This is a genomic window from Methylobacterium sp. J-026 (assembly GCF_022829585.1).
Taxonomy (GTDB): Bacteria; Pseudomonadota; Alphaproteobacteria; order Rhizobiales; family Beijerinckiaceae; genus Methylobacterium.
The window spans coordinates 1-19,136 of record NZ_JAKSYC010000319.1 but is presented as its reverse complement, the minus strand read 5'-3'; the positions used below and the strand labels follow the sequence as shown (position 1 = coordinate 19,136).

Genomic DNA, 19,136 nt, shown 5'->3' with positions numbered 1-19,136 from the left:
GACCGAGACCCGCTCCCGCTGAGGGCGGCTCCACATCCGTCCCGCCCCCTCTGCCGGCCGGGACGTTCCTACATGTTCATCGGAGGGAGGCAGGATCCGCGCGTCTCCCTCCCCCCTCTGCGGGGGAGGGAGGGCGCGTGGGAAGTCAGGAACGCGCCCTCGAGGGCGCTAACGATGTCGCCCGTGCCAGCTATGCGAGTCGGCAAATCGCCTCGCGCCACGGCCCCCGTGCCCCCCCACGCCGGAAGGAGGTCGGAACCTCCCACGTCGGAGCGCCAGTGACTCCGCCGCCGCGGGGGTGGCTGGCCTCTCCTTCACGCGTGGGCGGGAGCGGGGAGCGTGACGCGGGCGGGTTTGGCGAGCCGCATGACTGGCTCGGCCCCATTCGGTCCGGGTGTCCAAGGCCTGTCCCTGCCCTCCCCCGCGCCCACCCTCCCCCGCAGAGGGGGGAGGGAGACGCGCGGATCCTGCCTCCCTCCGATGAACATGTAGGAACGTCCCGGCCGGCAGAGGGGGCGGGACGGATGTGGAGCCGCCCTCAGCGGGAGCGGGTCTCGGTCAGCTGCGCGATCGACCGGGCGCCGCGCTGCTTGAACAGGAGGTCGAGGCCCTCCAAGATCAGGGCGTGCATCTTGGTCCGCTCGGCAAAGGCGAGGTCCCGGACCTGATCGTAGACCGGTGGCTCCAGGTAGACCGACATCTGGCGGGCGCGCTGCTTGAGCGTGGCCGCTTGTCTCGGCGCCGGGGGCGCCAGGGTCAGGGCGACGATCTCGGCGCCCTGCGGCCGCGGCGCCGCGGAGGATCTGGCCGGCGGGCTCGCCGAGGCGACGATCGCCGCGAGGCTGAGCTTAGGCGGCTTGGACATGCTGGCCCGTCCTCAGGGACTGCGTGCGGCGCTCGATCCAGGACCAGAGGCGGCGGACCTCCCCGGCGGCCTGACCCTTGGGGTTGAACTCGGTGACGCCCTGCCCGAGGCCGATCGCGTCCTGGTGGTCGGCGCGGGCGACGATGTTCACGTCGGGCAGGATGCCGAGCACGGCGAGCCCGTCCGCGGCGTCCCGGACCCGGTAGGAGCGCGGCGGGGTCTGGTTGAGCACGAAGGCGAATTTCTTCTCCAGCCGGTAGACGGCCGCCAGGGTCGGCTTGAACGCGCGCAGGTCGGCCGGCGTCGGCCGGCACGGGATGATGCAGAGATCCGCCGCGCGGATCGCCGACAGCGTGCCGGTGGAATCGACGCCGGGCGTATCGATGAACACGTAGTCGTAGGCCGAGTCGCGCAGGCGCTCCATCACGGCGTCGATCTGGGTGGCGTCGATCTGCGCGACCTCCGGGCCATCGACGGTCCGGTGGTCGGCCCAGTCCGAGATCGTGGCCTGGCGGTCCATCTCCAGGATGCAGACCGTGTGGCCGGCCTCCCGGGCGGCCACCGCCAGGGAGATGCACAGCGTGCTCTTGCCGCTGCCGCCCTTCTGCGTGACGAAGGTGATCGCTTTCATCCTGGGCGTCCTCCAGAAGGCCCCGCGCATCCGTCCGGGCGCCTGCGACTCGCGGTCACGGCGCCGCTTGAGCCAACCTCAGGTGGCTGGATCGCCCGGTGCCGCGATCCCGGAGCCCGAGGAGGCCCATGGGCACGGTGGCGCCGACATGGTTAACGGAGCGTTAAGAGCGCGTTTGGCCCGCCTCATGCAGATCGCACCGGCGCACCTCGAAAGATCCTAAACTTCAGGTTAAGATTTTTGGCCTGAAATGGGTTAACAGACTTCCCACGTCGGCGTCGATACCGTAGCTTGGGCACGACCGACATGGGGAGTCTGCGGGGTTGATAACCTCAAGTTTAAGAACGTCGGACATCCCCGCGAGGAATGGCATGGCCGAAGCCCCGATCCCGCAATCCGTCCTCGACGCCTCCGGCGTGGTCGGCACGTGGGTCCACGACTACTGGGCCGGGCAGCTGGAGCTCTCGGCCTCCTTCGCGGGCCTGCTCGGCCTCGACCCGGCGGCTGCGGCGAGCGGCGTGTCCCTCGAAACCTTCCTGGACCGCACCCATCCCGAGGATCGCGTCCGGATCGAGAGCTACCTGCATGCGGCCGCGGTGATCGGCGGTTCCGTGGAGGCGGAGTTCCGCACGCGGGACACCCGGGACGGCATCCGCACGCTGCTGATGCGCGGCCGGATCGAGCACGATCCCACCGGCCGGGCGACGCGCGGGCGCGGCATCGCCATCGACCGGACGGAGGAGCAGGCGGTCAACCTCGTGCAGAGCGAGCGCGTGGTGAACCGGATGGCCGAGCACATCATCGCCCTGCGCGACCTCGCCCGGGCCCTGCACCGGCCGGCGCTCACGGACCGGATCGAGCACCTGATGATCGAGATCGGCTTCGAGCTCGCCCGCTTCCTGCCGGAGCCCGAGGACGAATCGCGGCATTGAAGCGGGTTTCCAAAGGGCGAGCCCTTTGGCGGGGTTCGGGGGCGGAGCCCTGAGATCTTGGACCCTGAGATGTTCTCCAGGGCGCCGCCCTGGACCCGCGAAAGGTCTCGACCTTTCGAAACCACGACTGGAGCCGTCGACGCCGGCAAGCTACTGTCCCGACAACGAATTGCCGGGGAGGACGGGATGGCCCGCGACACGATCTACGACCGCGACCTCGACCGCGTGCCGGCCAACTACCAGCCGCTGACCCCCCTGCTCTACCTGGACCGGGCGGCCCGGGTGTTCCCCGATCAGGTCGCGGTGATCCACGGCGCCCTGCGGCGGCCCTATCGGGACCTCTACGCCCGGGCCCGGCGGCTCGCCTCGGCCCTGGCCCGGCGCGGGATCGGCCGCGGCGACACGGTGGCGGCGCTGCTGGCCAACACCCCCGAGATGATCGAGTGCCACTACGGCGTGCCGATGACCGGGGCCGTGCTCAACACCCTCAACACCCGCCTCGACGCCGCCGCGATCCGCTTCTGCCTGGAGCACGGCGAGGCCAGGGTGCTGATCACCGACCGCGAATTCTTCCGCACCGCCGCCGCGGCCCTGGAGGGACTGGAGACCAAGCCCCTGGTCATCGACGTCGATGATCCGGTCTATGACGGCCCGGGCGAACGCCTCGGCGAGACCGACTACGAAGCGTTCCTGGCGGCCGGCGATCCGGACCACGACTGGCAGCTCCCGGACGACGAGTGGGACGCGATCACGCTGAACTACACGTCGGGCACCACGGGCGACCCGAAGGGCGTGGTCTACCATCACCGCGGCGCGGCGCTGCTGGCGCTCGGCAACGTCGTCACGGGCGGCCTCGGGCAGCACCCGGTCTATCTCTGGACCCTGCCGATGTTCCACTGCAACGGCTGGTGCTTCCCCTGGACCCTGTCGATCGTGGCCGGCACCCATGTCTGCCTGCGCCAGGTGCGGGCGGACGCGCTGTACCGGCTGATGGCCGAGCACGGGGTCACGCATCTCTGCGGCGCGCCGATCGTCATGCAGATGCTGATCAATGCCGCCGATTCCGAGCGCCGGGACCTGCCCCGGCGGGTGGCCTTCTTCACGGCCGCCGCCCCGCCCCCCGAGGCGGTGCTCGCCGGCATGGCCGAGGCCGGGTTCGACGTCACCCACCTCTACGGGCTGACCGAGAGCTACGGCCCGGCGGTGGTCAACGCCTGGCACGCCGACTGGGACGCCCTGGCGGCCGATCAACGGGCCGCCAAAAAAGCCCGCCAGGGGGTGCGCTACCCGGTCCTGGAGGCCCTCGACGTGCGCGATCCGGACACGCTGGCGCCGGTGCCGGCCGACGGCACGACGATCGGCGAGGTGATGATGCGCGGCAACGTGGTGATGCGCGGTTACCTCAAGAACCCGGCCGCCACGCAGGCCGCCTTCACGGGCGGCTGGTTCCGCACCGGCGACCTCGGGGTGAAGCACCCGGACGGTTACATCCAGCTCAAGGACCGCTCGAAGGACATCATCATCTCGGGCGGCGAGAACATCTCGTCGATCGAGGTCGAGGACGCCCTGTTCAAGCACCCGGCGGTGGCGGGCGCCGCCGTGGTGGCCAAGCCCGATGCGAAATGGGGCGAGACGCCCTGCGCCTTCGTGGAGCTGAAGCCCGGGGCGACGCCCACCGCCGACGAGTTGATCCAATGGTGCCGGGGCCGGCTCGCATCCTACAAGCTCCCCCGCCACGTGGTGTTCGGCGAGCTGCCCAAGACCTCCACCGGCAAGGTGCAGAAGTTCGTACTGCGCGCGCGGGCCCGGGAGGAGGCCTGAGACCGAGGCTCGCCGGAACCGCCCGGCCCGGTCAGGTCTGCGGGGGATCCCGGCGGTCGGCGCGCACCGGGACGCGCACGGCCCGGGCGTCGCGCAGGTCGGCCAGGACCTGGGCGAAGAACGCCTGGAACGACACCAGACTGAACAGGGCGATCGAGGCGACCAGGGCGGCGGAGACCAGGGTCTTGGCGGTTGCGGGGTCCACGGCGGGGAGTCCTTAGCTGAATCGCGCCGCGGACGGTCCGGGCGAGGCGCCCACGATCACGGCGTCGGCACCATCCCAAGGTGGGCGTGCCGGCCCCGCGCCGCCAGCGCCGCATGGTCGCGCCTGGCATGCGTCCACGTTCGGGCTCGCCGGGTCCCGGACGGCCTGCGCCCCGCCGGCACTGGTGCGGCGGCGGCGCGAAGACCGGGACCGTGCAGCTTTCCGAGGTGGCCGAGCGTTGCGTTTCCCGCAATAAGCCCCCCGCGCGGAGCGGGGTGCATCCGGGAGAGACGGCATGGCCGGCAACGGCATCGCGAACGGCGCCCTCGCGGCCTGGTTCGCCCTTCAGGCGGCGATCCTGACCGCGGGGCCATCCCGCGCCCAGGAAACGGTGCCGGCGCCGGTGCCTACGCAAGCGCCTACGCAAGTGCCCGATCCAGGAAAGGTCCCGACGCCGACATCGCTGGCCTCCCGCCCGGCCCCGGGCGAGCCCGTGACCCGGGCCGGCTATTTCTACGTCGGCGGCCGCTACGCGAAACTCGGCGACAAGACCGTGATGATCGGCCAGATGTTCGTGCAGTCGCGGACCCCGGAGCGGGTCACCCAGCCCTACCCGGTGGTGATGGTCCACGGGCTCGCCCAGACCGGGGTGAACTTCCTCGCCACCGCGGACGGACGGCCCGGCTGGGTGCAGCGCTTCGTCGAGAAGGGCTATCAGGTCTACGTGCTCGATCAGGTCGGGCGCGGGCGCTCGGGGACCAACCCGGAGGTCTACGGCCCCTACGACCGGCTCGGCACGCGCAGCCTCGAGAGGACCCACACGGCGCCGGAGGTCTACGACCTGTACCCGCAGGCCAAGCTCCACACCCGCTGGCCGGGCGGGGCCGGCGTGCAGGGCAATGCCGGCTTCGACCAGTTCTTCGCCAGCCAGGTCCCGTTCCTCGCCAACAGCCAGCAGACCGAGGAGCTGGTCGATCCCGCCCTGATCGCGCTCCTCGACCGGATCGGCCCGGCGATCCTGCTCACCCACGGCCAGGGGGCCCTGTTCGGCTGGGCGGCCTCCGATGCCCGGCCGGACCTCGTGAAGGCGCATGTGGCGGTGGAGCCGAGCGGACCGCCCTTCTTCGACGTGCAGTTCCGCGGCGGCAAGGAGTTCTGGGAGAAGGCCGGGGACGGGCGCGCCCGCGCCTACGGGCTGACCCGCATGCCGCTGACCTTCGCGCCGGCCGTGCGGGCGCCCGAGGACCTGATCGTGGCGCAGGAGGCCAAGGGCCCCGACAAGGGGCCCGACAAGGGGCCCGACGGCAAGGCGGCGGAGGGGCGGGTGCGCTGCTGGCTCCAGGGCGAGCCCGTCCGCACCCTGCCGAACCTCGCGAAGGTCCCGACCGTGCTGGTGACCGCGGAGGCTTCCTTCCACGCCCCCTACGATGCCTGCACGGCCGCCTTCCTGACCCAGGCGGGCGCCAAGCCCGACGTGATCCCGCTGGCCGACCGGGGTCTGGGCGGCAACGGCCACATGATGATGCTGGAGACCAACAGCGACGCCGTGGCCGATCTCGTGGCCGGCTGGCTCGCGGGGCGCGTCCGGTAGGCCGCCCCTCCCCTATCCGCCCCGCCGGGCCCGGCCCGACTTGCCACCGATGCGTGTCTCGACCGCAACAGCCCTCGCCCGATGCGCGAGGGCCGCTTGCGGCCGCGCATGGCTGCGCGTAGGTCTTGAAGACGAAAGACCAATCAAAACAGTAGTTTAGCACAATTCTAAACAGCGCGGCATCGGCGGCGGGGGCCATCCCGGCGATCGCGGCCGGCTGCCCGTGGCGTCGCATCCGGCCAGGTCCCATGAGAGTTGCTCACCCCCGTTTCCGCACCCCGCTCGCCCGCACCCTGCTGGCCGGTGCCTCGTTCGCGGTCCTGGCGCAGGCCGCGCCGAGCCTGGCCCAGGACGCGCCCCGCCGCGGCGTCGGTTCGCCGGCCGGGAGCAGCGTGCAGCTCGGGGAACTGAGCGTCGAGAGCCAGGGGGGCGGCGCGCCGGTCCCCGTGGCCCGGGCGGGCGCGACCGCGCGGGCGGTGGAGAGCCCGACCGGCCCGGTCGACGGCTACGTGGCCAGGCGCTCGGCCACCGCCACCAAGACCAACACGCCGCTGATCGAGACCCCGCAATCGATCACCGTGGTGGGCCGCCAGCAGCTCGACACCCAGAACGCCCAGACCCTGCAGCAGGCGACGCAATACGTCGCCGGCACCTATGCGGGCACCTTCGGCGCCGACACGCGCCTCGACTATTTCCAGCTGCGCGGCTTCGTGGCCAGCGATTACGGCCTCTACCGGGACGGCCTGCAGCTCCTGAACTACGGCTTCGCCTATTACCGGGTCGACACCTACGGGCTGGAGCGGGTCGAGGTGCTGCGCGGCCCCGCCGCGGTGCTGTTCGGCGCCGGCAATCCCGGCGGCCTGATCAACCAGGTCACCAAGCGCCCGACCGAGACCCCGTTCGGCTCCATCGAGGTCGGCGGCGGTTCCTTCGACCAGCGCTACGCCGCCTTCGACGTCGGCGGCCCGGCCGACCAGGAGGGCCATTGGTTCACCCGCCTGACCGGCTATGCCCGCAACGGCGGCACCCAGGTCCAGGGCGCGCCGGACGACAGCTACTACATCGCCCCGGCCTTCACCTATAAGCCGGACGGGTCGACCAAGCTCACCATCCTGTCGAGCGTCCAGCACGACAACACGGCGGTGACCTCGAACTTCCTGCCCTATTACGGCACGGTGAAGCCCACGGTGCTGGGCCTGCGCATCCCGCGCTCCCTCAACGTGGGTGACGCCGGCTTCAACACCTTCCAGCGCGACCAGGCCTCCATCGGCTACGAGTTCGAGCACGTCTTCGACGACACCTGGGCGGTGCGCCAGAACGCCCGCTACGCCTTCGCGGAGAGCAACCAGAATTCCTATATCGGCCAGCTCGGCTACGCCGACGCCCAGCAGACCCAGCTCGCCCGCTACCTGTTCCGCGACCACGCCAAGGTCGCCCAGCTCGACGTCGACACCCAGGCCGAGGCCAAGTTCTCCGACGGCTTCTTCCGGCACGATGTCCTGATGGGCGTCGAGTACCGGAACTTCCAGATCCACGACAACCAGGCCTCGGGCTTCCCCGGCCCGAACCTCAACATCCTCGCGCCGATCTACGGCCCGCAGACGGTCTCGGCCACGCCCTACCTGATCCAGGCGGACTCGTTTCAGCAGATCGGGCTCTACTTCCAGGACCAGATCAAGCTCACGCCGGAGCTGAGCCTGATCCTCGGCGGCCGCCAGGACTTCGTCGAGAACACGGTCTACGACCGGCTGACCCCGTCGAACACCAACGGCCGCAACGACAGTGCCTTCACCTACCGGGCGGCCGCGATCTACAATTTCGACTTCGGTCTCGCGCCGTACGTGATGTATGCGACCTCGTTCCAGCCGCTGATCGGCACCGACATCAACGGCCAGACCTTCAAGCCCGAGACGGGCGACCAGATCGAGGGCGGCGTGAAGTTCGAGCCGCCGGGCCAGGGCTATTTCCTGACGCTGGCCGGCTTCGACATCCACCGCAGCAACGTGCAGACCCCGAACCCGGTCAACACCCTGTTCCAGACCCAGATCGGCGAAGTGCGCTCCACCGGCTTCGAGGCGCAGCTGGTGGCCAACCTGCTCGACGGCCTCAACGTGGTCGCCTCCTACACGGTGTTCGGGATCAACAGCGTGCGGGGCAATGCCGACCAGATCGGCCGCGTCCCGGTGAACACGCCGGAGAACCTCGCCAACCTGTTCTTCGACTACACGATCCCGGCCGGCGACTGGCGCGGCTTCGGCTTCGGCGGCGGCGTGCGCTACATCGGGCGCTCCTTCGCCGACGTCGCCAACACCCTGCGGTTGCCCGACTACGTGCTGTTCGACGCGCAGGTCCACTACGATTACGAGAACTGGCGCTTCCAGGTGAACGCCACGAACCTCGCCGACCGGCGCTTCGTCTCCTCCTGTCAGGCGGAGAATTCCTGCTTCTACGGCGACGCCCGGCGCGTCCTGGCGAAGGTCAGCTACAAATGGTGAGAGGGGTCACCGCGTCTCCGCGGTAGATCCGCGCCCGGTCCCGGTCGAGGCCCCCGGCCCGCCGCTCTCCGAGGAGCGGGCGGGGGCCGATCGGTCAGCGCATGTGCCGGCGCATCATGTGGTGGCGGTGATGGCGGTGCATCATGCGATGGCGCATCATCCCCGACTGCATCCGGGCGTTGCGGTGCATGCCGCCGAAATTGCCGTTGCCCTGGGCGGCGGCGTTCCGGTCGAGGCCGTCGCCGGGGGCGGCCAGGACCGGGGCCGCCGTGCCGAGGACGAGGCCGAGCGCGAGCGTCGCGCCGAGGATGATCTTGTTCATGGGACGAGTATCTCTCCGCGACCCTGCGCCGCGCCGACCGAACGGGTTGCGGACGATCCGGTTCCGGATGCGGCCTGGAATCGCGGCGCGGCATCCTGTGACAGGGCGCAGGGCCGCCCCGGCCGCGACCGCTTCCTCCGATCCCGGCCTCGCCTCACCCGCCCGGGGGGAGGGCCGGATCAGGCCCCCGGACCCGCCGCGATGGCCCACAGGGTGAGGGGTTCGGGCAGGGTCGCCTGCGGCACCGGGACGGCCCGAATGCCGGCCGGCAGGGCGCCCCGGAGCAGATCCAAGAAATCCCCCGAGGCGGCGACCTCGATCTCGGCGGCCTTGGCCTGGGCCTCGATCCGCGACAGGGCGTTCATGGCCGGGCCCAGCACCGTGTACTCGGCCCGGACCCCGTCGTCGAACACCCCGACCAGGAGGTCGCCCGCGTGCAGGGCGACCACGACCCGCAGGGTGAACAGCCCCTCCGCCGCCCGGGCCGCGTTGAGGGCGGCGATCCGGCGGCGGAGCGACAGGGCGCAGGCCAGCGCCGCCCGCGCCTGCGCGGCGGGCGGGCCGACCACGAACTGCACCAGCACCGCGTCGCCGATATACTTGTCCACGAGGCCGCCCCGCTCGGCCACCGCCGCCTGCGCGGCCCCCCGGACGGCGAGCAGGGCCGCCACCATGGTCTCGGGCGGGTGCTCCCGGGAGAGCCGGGAGAAGCCGCGGATGTCGAGGATCATCAGGCAGGCGTGGCGCCGGTGGACGCCCGGCGCCGAACCGCCCTCCTCGGCGGCCAGATCGAGGGCGACCGGATCCGGCACGAAGCGGGCGAGCCGGGCCCGTTCGTGCTCCATCCGCAGCGCCCGGGTCACCGCCCCGCGCAGGCGGCTCACGCCGTCGACCACGAGGAGCCCCGCCGCCACGAAGGTGGCGAGCCCGGTCACCTGCGCGGTCGGGAACGTGTCGGGCCCCGGGAACAGGTCCGGCCGCATCAGGCCGGCCAGGAAGGCCGCACTCCAGCAGGCGGTCACGAGCCCGCAGAACACCAGGGTCTGCGCCACCCGCATGCTCAGGCCGGTCTGGAGCAGGAGCAGGAAGGCCGGCAGGCGGCTCACCGCGTCGGCGCCGAGGCCCGCCCCGCCCCCGGCCAGCATGTGCTCGATGATCACGTAGACCGCGAGCCCGGCATTCAGCCCGGTGCCGGCCCAGCTGCAGCGTGTGGCGCGCGCGCCGCCGCTCCGCTCGCCGAGCCCGAACCAGACCGTCCCGAAGCCGTAGAGGCCGAGGATGAACCAGTGGCTGAGGGCGTGCAGGGAGCCGTCATAGGCCTGGGCCGCCATCAGCAGCACCAGCACGATGATGGCGCGCAGCCCGAGCAGGCGCAGGCCCCCGCCCGCCTGCATGGCCCGCAGCACCGCCGCGTCGTCCGAACCCGCGGCCGCCCGGCCCTCGGCCTGCGCCCGGGCGGGGAGCGGGGCGGGAAGCGGCGGCCTCTCGGCGCCGCCCGGGGCCATCAGCCGCCCCGGTCGAGGCGCCGGGCCGCCGCGAACCGGTTGAGGAAGCGCGGCTCCTTCTCGGGGGCGATCCGCACCGCGAGGTGCAGGGTGCCGTCCGCCTCCGCGCGCCGGTCGAGGATCTCGGCGTTCTCGTAGAGCCAGTTCAGCGCCGCCCCGTCCTCCGGCGGCAGCGCCACGGCGAAGCTCGCCCGGTGGCGCCCGATCCGCGCCTCGATCCGGCTGTTGAGGGCGGCGAGCCCCTCCCCGGTCAGCGCCGAGACCAGGACCGGCGCGGCGCTGTCGCGGTCGTTGCGGACCTTGCCCTGGCCGCTGAGATTCATCAGCCGGGTGCGCTCGTCGTCGTCGAGCAGGTCGGCCTTGTTCCAGACCTCGATGATCCGCTCGGCACTGGTCTCGATGCCGAGTTCCCGCAGCACCTCGCCGACATCCTCGGCCTGGGCCTCGGAATCGACGTGGCTGACGTCGCGCACGTGCAGCAGCACGTCGGCCTCGATGGCGTCCTCCAGGGTTGCCCGGAAGGCCGCGATCAGGGGCGTCGGCAGGTCGGAGATGAAGCCCACCGTGTCGGACAGGATCACGGTCTCGCCGTGGGGCAGCTTGGTCGCCCGGGCGGTGGGGTCGAGGGTGGCGAACAGCATGTCCTTGGCGGTGACCTCGGCCCGGGTCAGCGTGTTGAACAGGCTCGACTTTCCGGCGTTCGTGTAGCCGACGAGCGCCACGATCGGGTACGGCACCCGCGCCCGGCTCTGCCGGTGCAGGCCGCGGGTCCGCACCACCGCGTCGAGGTCGCGCTCGATCCGGGTCATGCGCTCCTGGATCATGCGCCGGTCGGCCTCGATCTGGGTCTCGCCGGGGCCGCCCAGGAAGCCGAAGCCGCCGCGCTGGCGCTCCAGGTGAGTCCAGGAGCGGACGAGGCGCGACTTCTGGTAGGCGAGGTGCGCGTGCTCGACCTGGAGCGTGCCCTCCCGGGTCGAGGCGCGGCGGCCAAAGATCTCCAGGATCAGGCCGGTCCGGTCGATGACCTTGGCGCCCCATTCCTTTTCCAGGTTGCGCTGCTGCACCGGCGACAGGGCGCAGTCCATCACCACGAGGCCGATCTCCCGGGCGCGGATCAGGCCGGCGATCTCCTCGACCCGGCCCTTGCCGAGATAGGTCGCAGGGCGGATCCGCGGCAGGCTGACGGCGAGGCTCTCGACGACGTCGAGCTCGATGGCGGCGGCCAGGCCGGTGGCCTCGTCGAGGCGCGCCTCCACGGAGCGCGTGGGCGCCGCCGGCCCGTGCCCGGACCCCGATGCGCCGCGCGCGAGATAGGGGCCGATCACCAGGGTGTGGGTCGCCGCGGCGATCTCGCCCTCGGGGGCGGCCTGCGCCTGGAGGCGGGCTTCGCCGGACGTCAGCGTCTCGCTCATGCAGCCTTTAGCGCCGCCGGAACGCCGGCGGCTTCGTTCGAGAAGTCGGATTCGACAGAATGGGGATGCGGGCGGGCCGGGCCAAGATGCCGGCCGGGAACCGCCGCAGATATCCCACGGCGGGATGGGGCCTTCACCCGCCCCCGCAGAGGCTGCGACGTTCACACGCCGCCTCCAGATGAGGCCAACGGCCAGCCCCAGGCGCGTACCCCTCCCCCCTCTGCGGGGGCGGGGGACCCAATGGGCGCCCTCTGCGTCAGCAGGGGGCGGGAGAGGGGAACGCCGCTGTAGGAAATGTCGCGCCGCTCGATCCATCCTGAACCGTCGCGCTGCCCCTCTCCCGCCCCCTGCTGACGCAGAGGGGGGAGGCAGGGCGGGTGTCAGCTCCGGAGCGAGCCTGAAGTCCAGCCGGAGCGATACAAATGCCGATGTTTGAACCTTGTGGCCCGCCCGGAAGACCGGATCCGCGCCGTCCAAGCCCACGGCGGTTCGGGACGGTGCCGCCCTCCCGCGAAAATCACGCCTTCTCGGCGGTCTCGTCCGGCTCGAACAGCTGCACCGGATGGCCCGGCATGATCGTGGAGATCGCGTGCTTGTAGACCAGCTGGGAATGCCCGTCCCGGCGCAGCAGCACGCAGAAGTTGTCGAACCAGGTCACCACGCCCTGGAGCTTGACGCCGTTGACGAGGAAGATGGTCAGCGGGATCTTGTTCTTGCGGACATGATTGAGAAACGTGTCCTGAAGGTTCTGTGCGCGTTCGCCCGCCATCTTCTTGGCCTTCTTGTTGTCCCGGTTCGATCCGCCCGGGATGGGTATGTCGCGGGCCGGATCACCGACCATCCCGCCCGCGGCTTTGTATACAAGCACCATGACTTGGTGAAAGCGTGGGTGCAAGCAACCCCCGCTTCGGCGTCATCCGTGACGGATCGGCACCACTCTCACCGCGTCGGCCCGACTCTCCCGCTCACGGGCCGATACCCAGGGACTTCAACTTCCGGTGCAGGGCCGAGCGCTCCATGCCGATGAACTCGGCGGTGCGCGAGATGTTGCCCGAGAACCGGGCGATCTGCGCCACGAGGTACTCGCGCTCGAAGATCTCCCGGGCCTCCCGGAGCGCGAGGCTCATCAGCTTCTCGCCGCCCGCGCCCCCCGGCGTCGTCGGCACCAGGGCGCCGATCTCGGAGGGCAGCATCTCCGAGGTGACCTCCTGCTCCGGGTCGGCCTGGGTCAGGATCATCAGCCGCTCGACGTTGTTCTTGAGCTGGCGGACGTTGCCCGGCCAGTTGTGCGACTGCAGCACCGCCATCGCGTCCTCGGCGATCCGGCGCTTGGGCAGGCCGGTCTGGGACGAGATGTTGTCCATGAAGAACTGGATCAGCTCGGGCACGTCCTCGCGGCGCTCGGACAGGGCCGGCACCCGGATCGGCACCACCGAGAGCCGGTGGAACAGGTCCTCGCGGAACCGGCCCGCCGCGATCTCCTCCTGGAGGTCCCGGGAGGAGGACGAGATGATCCGGACATCCACGTGGACCCGCGTCGTGCCGCCGACCCTTTGAAAATTCTGGTCGACCAGGACGCGCAGGATCCGGCTCTGGGTCTCGCGCGGCATGTCGGCGACCTCGTCGAGGTAGAGGGTGCCGCCATGGGCCTCCTCCAGGGCGCCGACCCGCCGGCCGGTCTCGCCCTCGACCCCGAACAACTCCGCCTCCATGGTCTCGGGCAGGATCGCGGCGGCGTTGAGCAGCACGAACGGGCCGTTCGACCGGGCCGAGGCCTTGTGCAGGCTGCGGGCGGCGAGTTCCTTGCCCGAGCCCAGCGCCCCGGTGATCATCACCCGGGCGTTGGTCGGGGCCACCCGGTCGAGGGTCTGGCGCAGCTGGTTGATCGCCAGGGAGGCGCCGACGATGCGGTTGGTGGTGCCGGAGCGCGCCGTCAGGTCGCGGACCTCGCGCCGCAGCCGCGAGGCCTCCAGCGCCCGCTCGGCCACCAGGATCAGCCGGTCGGCCTTGAACGGCTTCTCGATGAAGTCGTAGGCCCCCGCCTTGATGGCCGAGACCGCGGTCTCGATGTTGCCGTGGCCGGAGATCATCACCACCGGCAGGTCGGGATTGGCCGCCTTGATCAGGTCGAGCACCTGCAGGCCGTCGAGCCGGGAGCCCTGCAGCCAGATGTCGAGGAACACCAGGTGGGGCCGGCGCGCCTCGATGGCGGCCAGCGCCTCGTCCGAGCCGCCGGCCGTGCGGCAGCGGTGGCCCTCGTCGTCCAGGATCCCGGCCACGAGGTCGCGGATGTCGGCCTCGTCGTCGACGATCAGGATATCGGCGCTCATGCGTGCATCTCCGCGATCCGGGGGGCCGTCGGCGCGGCGCCCTTCTCCTCTGTCGTGACGGGACTGGTGCCGGGGTTCGCCCCGGCCGGCTCGGGCCCGTGCTCGCGCGGGATCCGCATCCGCACCTGGCCGCCGCGGCCGGCGGGATTGTCGTTCAGCTCGATCCCGCCGCCGTGCTCCTCAAGCACCTTGCTGACGATGGCAAGCCCCAGCCCGGTGCCGCCCTCACGGGTGGTCATGTAGGGCTCGAGCAGCCGCTGGCGTCCCTCGGCGGGAAATCCCTTGCCGTTGTCGGTGACGGCGATCACCGCGAACCCGTCCTCGACGGCGAGGCTTAGGCCGATCTTGCCCTTGCCGAGCTCGGCCTCCGGCACCTCGGCCACCGCCTCGACGGCGTTCTTGAGGATGTTGGTGATCACCTGGCTGAGCAGCCGGATGTCGAAGGCCGCCACGATCTTTTCCGAATTGGCCGCGCCGCCCTCCGCCGCGCCCGTCTCGGCCGAGAAGGCGAAGTCGATGTCCGGGTGCGCGACCCGCATCATGAACAGGTTCTGCTTGGCGATCTCGGTGAGGTCGTTCGGGGCGATCGCCGGCTTGGGCATCCGCGCGAAGGCCGAGAACTCGTCGACCATGCGCTTGATCTCGTCGACCTGGCGCACGATCGTGGCGGTGCACTGGTCGAACACCTCCTTGTCGGCGGTGATGACCTTGCCGTACTTGCGCCGGATCCGCTCGGCGGAGAGCTGGATCGGCGTCAGGGGGTTCTTGATCTCGTGGGCGATCCGGCGGGCGACGTCGCCCCAGGCCGAGCTGCGCTGCGCCTGGACGAGGTCGGTGATGTCGTCGAGGGTCACCACCGAGCCCCGGGACGAGCCTTGCGCCTGCTCGCTCGTCACCCGCACCGTGATGGTGCGCTCGCCCCGCGACCGGGCGAGCTGGATCTGCTGCTGCTGCAGGCTGCGCGGGCGGGCCTCGCTCTCGGCGAGCACCGGGGCGAGTTCCGGCACGGCCCGGGCCAGGGACTGGCCGACCAGGGCGTCGCTCTCCAGGTCGAGCATCCGCTCGGCGGCCGGGTTGGCGATGGTGACGAAGCCCGACGCGTCGAGGCCGATCACCCCGGGCGAGACCCCCGACAGCACGGCCTCCGTGAACCGGCGGCGGGTGTCGATCAGGTCGCTCGCCGCGAGCAGGCCGGCATGCTGGCGGCGCAGTTCCTGGGTCATCTTGTTGAAGGCCTCGCCCAGATGGGCGAGGTCGCCGCTGGTCTTCCTGGTCGGCACCTGGGCGTAGAAATTGCCCGACGCAACCTGGTCGGCGGCGTTGATCAGCCGCCGGATCGGGGCCACGAACCGGTTGGCGAAGTTCATGCCGAACCACACCGCCGACAGGAGCGCGATCAGGGCGATCAGCAGGAACACCGACGCGAAGGTGATCTGGATCGAGCGGCGCAGGGAATCGTAGGTCAGGTACTCGGCTGCCGCCGCCCGGGACACGCCGGGGAACTCGATGGCGAGCTGGCTGACCTCCCGCTGCACCATCAGCACGGCGTCGTCGTAGGCGGGCATCCGCACCAGGGCGGCGAAGACCCGCCCCTCGGTGGGCAGCAGGCAGATCGGGTCGGCGGAGGTCGCCGCGTCCTCGAAGGCCGCCGCCGAGGGCAGGCGGTTCGTCTTGAGGACGTCGATCTTGGCCCGGGCCACCACCTCGGTGGGTCCGCGCATGATCTGGGCGACCGGCAGGCCGAGATTGGTCGCCCGGGTCGTCAGGAAGGTCTGGAACCAGTCGCGGTTCACGTCGAAGTTCGGCCGCGCCCGGGTGAGGTCGTCGGCCAGGATGCGGATCTCCCGGGCGAGGCTCTGACACTGGTTCTCCTGGTAGGCGTCGGCCACCTCCACGGATTTCAGCACCACGTCGCGGACCCGGTCGGTGAAGCCGAGCGACAGGCCGCGGTCGATGGTCACGGAGGCGACCACCGCGAGCAGGATCGTCGGCAGGATCGCGATCAGCGAGAACAGGCCGACGATGCGGGTGTGCAGCCGTGCCACCGCGGCGTTGGCCTTGCGGGCGTGCAGGAAGACCCGCGCCTCCCAGGCGATGATGAAGGCGAGGCCGAGCACCAGGGCGGCGTTGATGCCGAGCAGCGTCACGCCGTAGGCGGGCGTCGGCGTCACCCGGATCACCCCGGCCAGGATCAGGAAGGTCGCCAGCGCCGAGATCAGGGCGGTGACCACCACGGCGGCCCCGACCCAGCCCGGACCGCGGGGGCCCGGCCGCAGCGATTCCGCCAGCGCCGCGTCCTGACCCGTCCCCTCGCCCGTCCCTTCCGGGTCCGGCGCGGGGCCTTCCTCTGTCGGTGAGCGCTGCAGGAACGGCATGACTGGTGCAGGGCCACAACAGTGTGGCGGAATTAATACGACTCGGCCCATCGGCGACGACGCGCGCAAGTTGAATTTATCGCGGGTCCACCACCGCACGCCGCGCCGCGGCGCCAGGATTTTCCGGTGGCGACTCGGCCGGCCCCGGGCGTAACCCGGGGCCGGCCGCGCGGCGGGGCCGGAGGAGGACCGAGCCATGACCGGCGTTTCCCCCGCCGCCGCGATCCGGGTCGGCCTGATCGGCTACGGCTATGCCGGCCGGACCTTCCACGCGCCCCTGATCCGCGCCGTCGCCGGCCTCGATCTCCGGATGGTCGGCTCGCGCGATCCCACCCGGGTCGAGGCCGACCTGCCCGGTCTGGCGGTCGTCGCCGATCCCGTGGCGGTCGCCACCGCGGCGGCGGTCGACCTCGTGGTGATCGCCACCCCCAACGACACCCACGCCCCCCTGGCGCGGGCGGCCCTGGCGGCGGGCAAGCACGTGGTGGTCGACAAGCCCTTCACCCTCGACCTCGCGGAGGCGCGCGCCCTGCGCGACGCGGCGCGGCGCCGGGGCAGGCTGCTCGCGGTGTTCCACAACCGGCGCTGGGACAGCGATGTCCTGACCGTCGGCAGAGCCATCGCCGGGGGCGTGATCGGACCGGTCCGGCATTTCGAATCGCATCTCGACCGGTTCCGCCCCCAGGTCCGCGACCGGTGGCGCGAGGGCGACGGCCCCGGGAGCGGGATCTGGTACGATCTCGGGCCCCATCTCCTCGATCAGGCGCTCCTTCTCTTCGGCCTGCCCGACCGGGTGACCGCCGCCCTGGCGCGGCTCCGGCCCGGGGCGCGGTCCGACGACTGGGCCCACGTGGTGCTGGACTATCCGGGCCTGCGCGTGGTGCTGCACGCCAGCATGCTCGTCGCCGGCGGGTCGCCCCGCTTCCGCGTGCACGGCGAGGCCGGCAGCCTGATCAAGCACGGGCCGGACCTCCAGGAACGGCAGCTGCTGGCGGGCCTCGCCCCCGGGGCGCCGGGATGGGGCGCGGATCCGGACGCGCTGGAGATCCATGACGGGGCCGGGCGGGTGACGCGTGTGCCGGCCGTGGCCGGGGACCAGCGCCGATTCTACCAGGGCGTGGCCGAGACGATCGCCCGGGGGCCGGTCGACGACGCGGCGGCGCTGGAGGCCGTTCGCGTGATGGCCTGCCTCGAGGCGGCGCTCACGTCGGCCCGGACCGGGGCGTCGGTCGGCCTGGCGCTGGCGCCGGACGAGCGGGGGCCTTGAGCGGGCGGCGTCGATCCCGACGGTCGGGGCATTCGGGGGCGGGATCCGGCCGGCCGCGACCTTTGCGCGCGGCCCGGCCGCCGCGTCGGGACGCGGCCCTGCCGTCGCGTCGGGACGCGGCGGCCGGGACCTTGACCCCGGCGGCCGCGGCCCCTAGCTCCGATCGTGGAGGCGAACGGGGTCTGGTGGCCCTCCTGGTCTTCAAAACCAGCGGTACGCCAACAGCGTACGGTGGGTTCGATTCCCATCCGCTTCCGCCAAATCCGCCCCCGAGCCTGCCTGCACGGCACGACAGGGCCCCTGCGATCCCGACCGGGGTGAAGCCCCGTCGGCGTTCCGCCCGGCCCTGAAACCGTTCCGCAGGCGGGACGCGTCCGGGATCTCAGGCCGTGCCGCCCTCGATCATCGCCCGGATCCGCGCTACCAGGGCTTCCATCGGGAAGGGCTTGGTGATCATCGCCATCCCGGGATCGAGGAACCCGGAGGCGCTCGCCGCGGTCTCGGCATAGCCGGTGATGAACAGCACCTTCAGGGCGCGCCGGGTCTCGCGCGCCTGATCGGCGAGCTGCCGCCCGTTCAGCCCCGGCAGGCCGACATCGGTGACGAGCAGGTCGATCCGCCCCGGGGTCTGCAGGACCCGCAGCCCGGCGAGGCCGTCCACGGCTTCGAGCACCCGGTAGCCGAGATCCTGCAGCACCTCGACGATGAGGTCGCGGACGACCTGTTCGTCCTCGACCACCAGGATCGTCTCGCCGGCCCCCCGCCGCATCTCGGCGCCGGCGACCGAGCCCGTCCGGATATCGGCGTCGCCGTGGTGCCGGGGGAGGTAGAGGGTGATCGACGTCCCCGTGCCGACCGCGCTCTCGATCCGCGCATGGCCCTCCGACTGCTTGGCGAAGCCGTAGATCATGCTCAGGCCGAGCCCGGTGCCCTGACCGAGCGGCTTCGTCGTGAAGAACGGGTCGAACGCCCGGGCGATGACCTCGGGGGGCATGCCGGTGCCGGTGTCGCGGACGACGATGCGGACGTACTCGTCCGGCGGCGCGCCCGGTCGCGGGGCGGCGTCCGTGTCGGCGAGACGGCCGTTGCCGGTCTCGATCGTCAGCGTGCCCCCGTCCGGCATCGCATCGCGGGCGTTGATCGCCAGGTTGAGGATCGCGTTCTCGAGCTGGTGCGGGTCACACAGGGTCGGCCACAGCCCGGGGGCGGTCTCGATGCGCAGATCGATGGCCTCGCTGATCGTCCGGCGCAGCAGGTCGGACATGCCGACGATCAGGGCGTTGGCGTCGGTGACGCTCGGATCGAGCGGTTGCCGACGGGCGAAGGCGAGCAGCCGGTGGGTCAGCGCGGCGGCCCGGTCGGCCGAACTCATCGCCGTGTCGAGA

At 71.6% G+C, this 19,136-nt stretch carries 15 protein-coding genes and 1 tRNA gene; 6 read left to right on the top strand and 10 right to left on the bottom strand.

What is annotated here, in order from left to right:
* Positions 1–538 precede the first annotated feature (538 nt).
* Positions 539–865 (bottom strand): ribbon-helix-helix domain-containing protein, encoded by a 327-nt coding sequence (locus MKK69_RS27390; protein WP_243973264.1) that lies wholly within the window; start codon positions 863–865, stop codon positions 539–541.
* A complete protein-coding gene (locus MKK69_RS27385; protein WP_243973262.1) occupies positions 849–1,496 on the bottom strand; it encodes a ParA family protein in 648 nt (215 codons plus the stop codon). The genes MKK69_RS27390 and MKK69_RS27385 overlap by 17 nt, the downstream gene beginning before the upstream one ends.
* A gap of 371 nt (positions 1,497–1,867) precedes the next feature.
* Between MKK69_RS27385 and MKK69_RS27380 the strand changes: the two genes are divergently transcribed.
* Together MKK69_RS27380 and MKK69_RS27375 are read left to right on the top strand one after the other, a co-directional pair.
* The gene (locus MKK69_RS27380) at positions 1,868–2,428 is read left to right on the top strand and encodes a PAS domain-containing protein (protein ID WP_243973260.1); all 561 of its coding nucleotides are present in this window, start codon (positions 1,868–1,870) and stop codon (positions 2,426–2,428) included.
* A gap of 186 nt (positions 2,429–2,614) precedes the next feature.
* Positions 2,615–4,249: an acyl-CoA synthetase gene (locus MKK69_RS27375; protein WP_243973259.1), complete on the top strand. Its 1,635-nt coding sequence runs from the start codon at positions 2,615–2,617 to the stop codon at positions 4,247–4,249.
* Positions 4,250–4,280: 31 nt separating this feature from the next.
* Here MKK69_RS27375 and MKK69_RS27370 read toward each other — a convergent pair whose 3' ends face one another.
* Positions 4,281–4,454: a hypothetical protein gene (locus tag MKK69_RS27370; protein WP_243973255.1), complete on the bottom strand. Its 174-nt coding sequence runs from the start codon at positions 4,452–4,454 to the stop codon at positions 4,281–4,283.
* Positions 4,455–4,749: 295 nt separating this feature from the next.
* On the opposite strand from MKK69_RS27370, the gene MKK69_RS27365 reads away from it, so the two are divergent.
* The gene (locus MKK69_RS27365) at positions 4,750–6,045 is read left to right on the top strand and encodes an alpha/beta hydrolase (protein WP_243973254.1); all 1,296 of its coding nucleotides are present in this window, start codon (positions 4,750–4,752) and stop codon (positions 6,043–6,045) included.
* Positions 6,046–6,293: 248 nt separating this feature from the next.
* On the top strand, positions 6,294–8,540 hold the full coding sequence (locus MKK69_RS27360) for a TonB-dependent siderophore receptor (RefSeq protein WP_243973253.1): 2,247 nt from the start codon (positions 6,294–6,296) through the stop codon (positions 8,538–8,540).
* Between the two features lie 94 nt (positions 8,541–8,634).
* On the opposite strand, the gene MKK69_RS27355 is transcribed toward MKK69_RS27360, so the two are convergent.
* The 6 genes from MKK69_RS27355 to MKK69_RS27330 all read right to left on the bottom strand — a co-directional run bounded on the left by MKK69_RS27355 (position 8,635) and on the right by MKK69_RS27330 (position 16,484).
* On the bottom strand, positions 8,635–8,862 hold the full coding sequence (locus tag MKK69_RS27355; RefSeq protein ID WP_243973252.1) for a hypothetical protein: 228 nt from the start codon (positions 8,860–8,862) through the stop codon (positions 8,635–8,637).
* A gap of 179 nt (positions 8,863–9,041) precedes the next feature.
* On the bottom strand, positions 9,042–10,367 hold the full coding sequence (locus MKK69_RS27350) for an adenylate/guanylate cyclase domain-containing protein (protein WP_243973250.1): 1,326 nt from the start codon (positions 10,365–10,367) through the stop codon (positions 9,042–9,044).
* Positions 10,367–11,779, bottom strand: coding sequence for a GTPase HflX (gene hflX, locus MKK69_RS27345; protein WP_243973248.1), 1,413 nt, complete (start codon positions 11,777–11,779; stop codon positions 10,367–10,369). Before hflX ends, MKK69_RS27350 begins: the two co-directional genes overlap by 1 nt.
* Before the next feature lie 517 nt (positions 11,780–12,296).
* Positions 12,297–12,548: an RNA chaperone Hfq gene (gene hfq, locus MKK69_RS27340; RefSeq protein WP_007563033.1), complete on the bottom strand. Its 252-nt coding sequence runs from the start codon at positions 12,546–12,548 to the stop codon at positions 12,297–12,299.
* A gap of 196 nt (positions 12,549–12,744) precedes the next feature.
* Positions 12,745–14,109: a sigma-54-dependent transcriptional regulator gene (locus MKK69_RS27335; protein WP_243973246.1), complete on the bottom strand. Its 1,365-nt coding sequence runs from the start codon at positions 14,107–14,109 to the stop codon at positions 12,745–12,747.
* A complete protein-coding gene (locus MKK69_RS27330) occupies positions 14,106–16,484 on the bottom strand; it encodes an ATP-binding protein (RefSeq protein ID WP_243973244.1) in 2,379 nt (792 codons plus the stop codon). The genes MKK69_RS27335 and MKK69_RS27330 overlap by 4 nt, the downstream gene beginning before the upstream one ends.
* 196 nt (positions 16,485–16,680) lie before the next feature.
* Between MKK69_RS27330 and MKK69_RS27325 the strand changes: the two genes are divergently transcribed.
* Both MKK69_RS27325 and MKK69_RS27320 read left to right on the top strand, forming a co-directional pair.
* Positions 16,681–17,751 (top strand): oxidoreductase, encoded by a 1,071-nt coding sequence (locus MKK69_RS27325; RefSeq protein ID WP_243973243.1) that lies wholly within the window; start codon positions 16,681–16,683, stop codon positions 17,749–17,751.
* Positions 17,752–17,918: 167 nt separating this feature from the next.
* Positions 17,919–18,011: transfer RNA gene (locus tag MKK69_RS27320), tRNA-Sec, on the top strand.
* A gap of 122 nt (positions 18,012–18,133) precedes the next feature.
* Here the strand turns inward: MKK69_RS27320 and MKK69_RS27315 are convergent.
* On the bottom strand, positions 18,134–19,136 hold a 1,003-nt coding region (locus tag MKK69_RS27315), incomplete at its 5' end, for an ATP-binding protein (protein WP_243973241.1).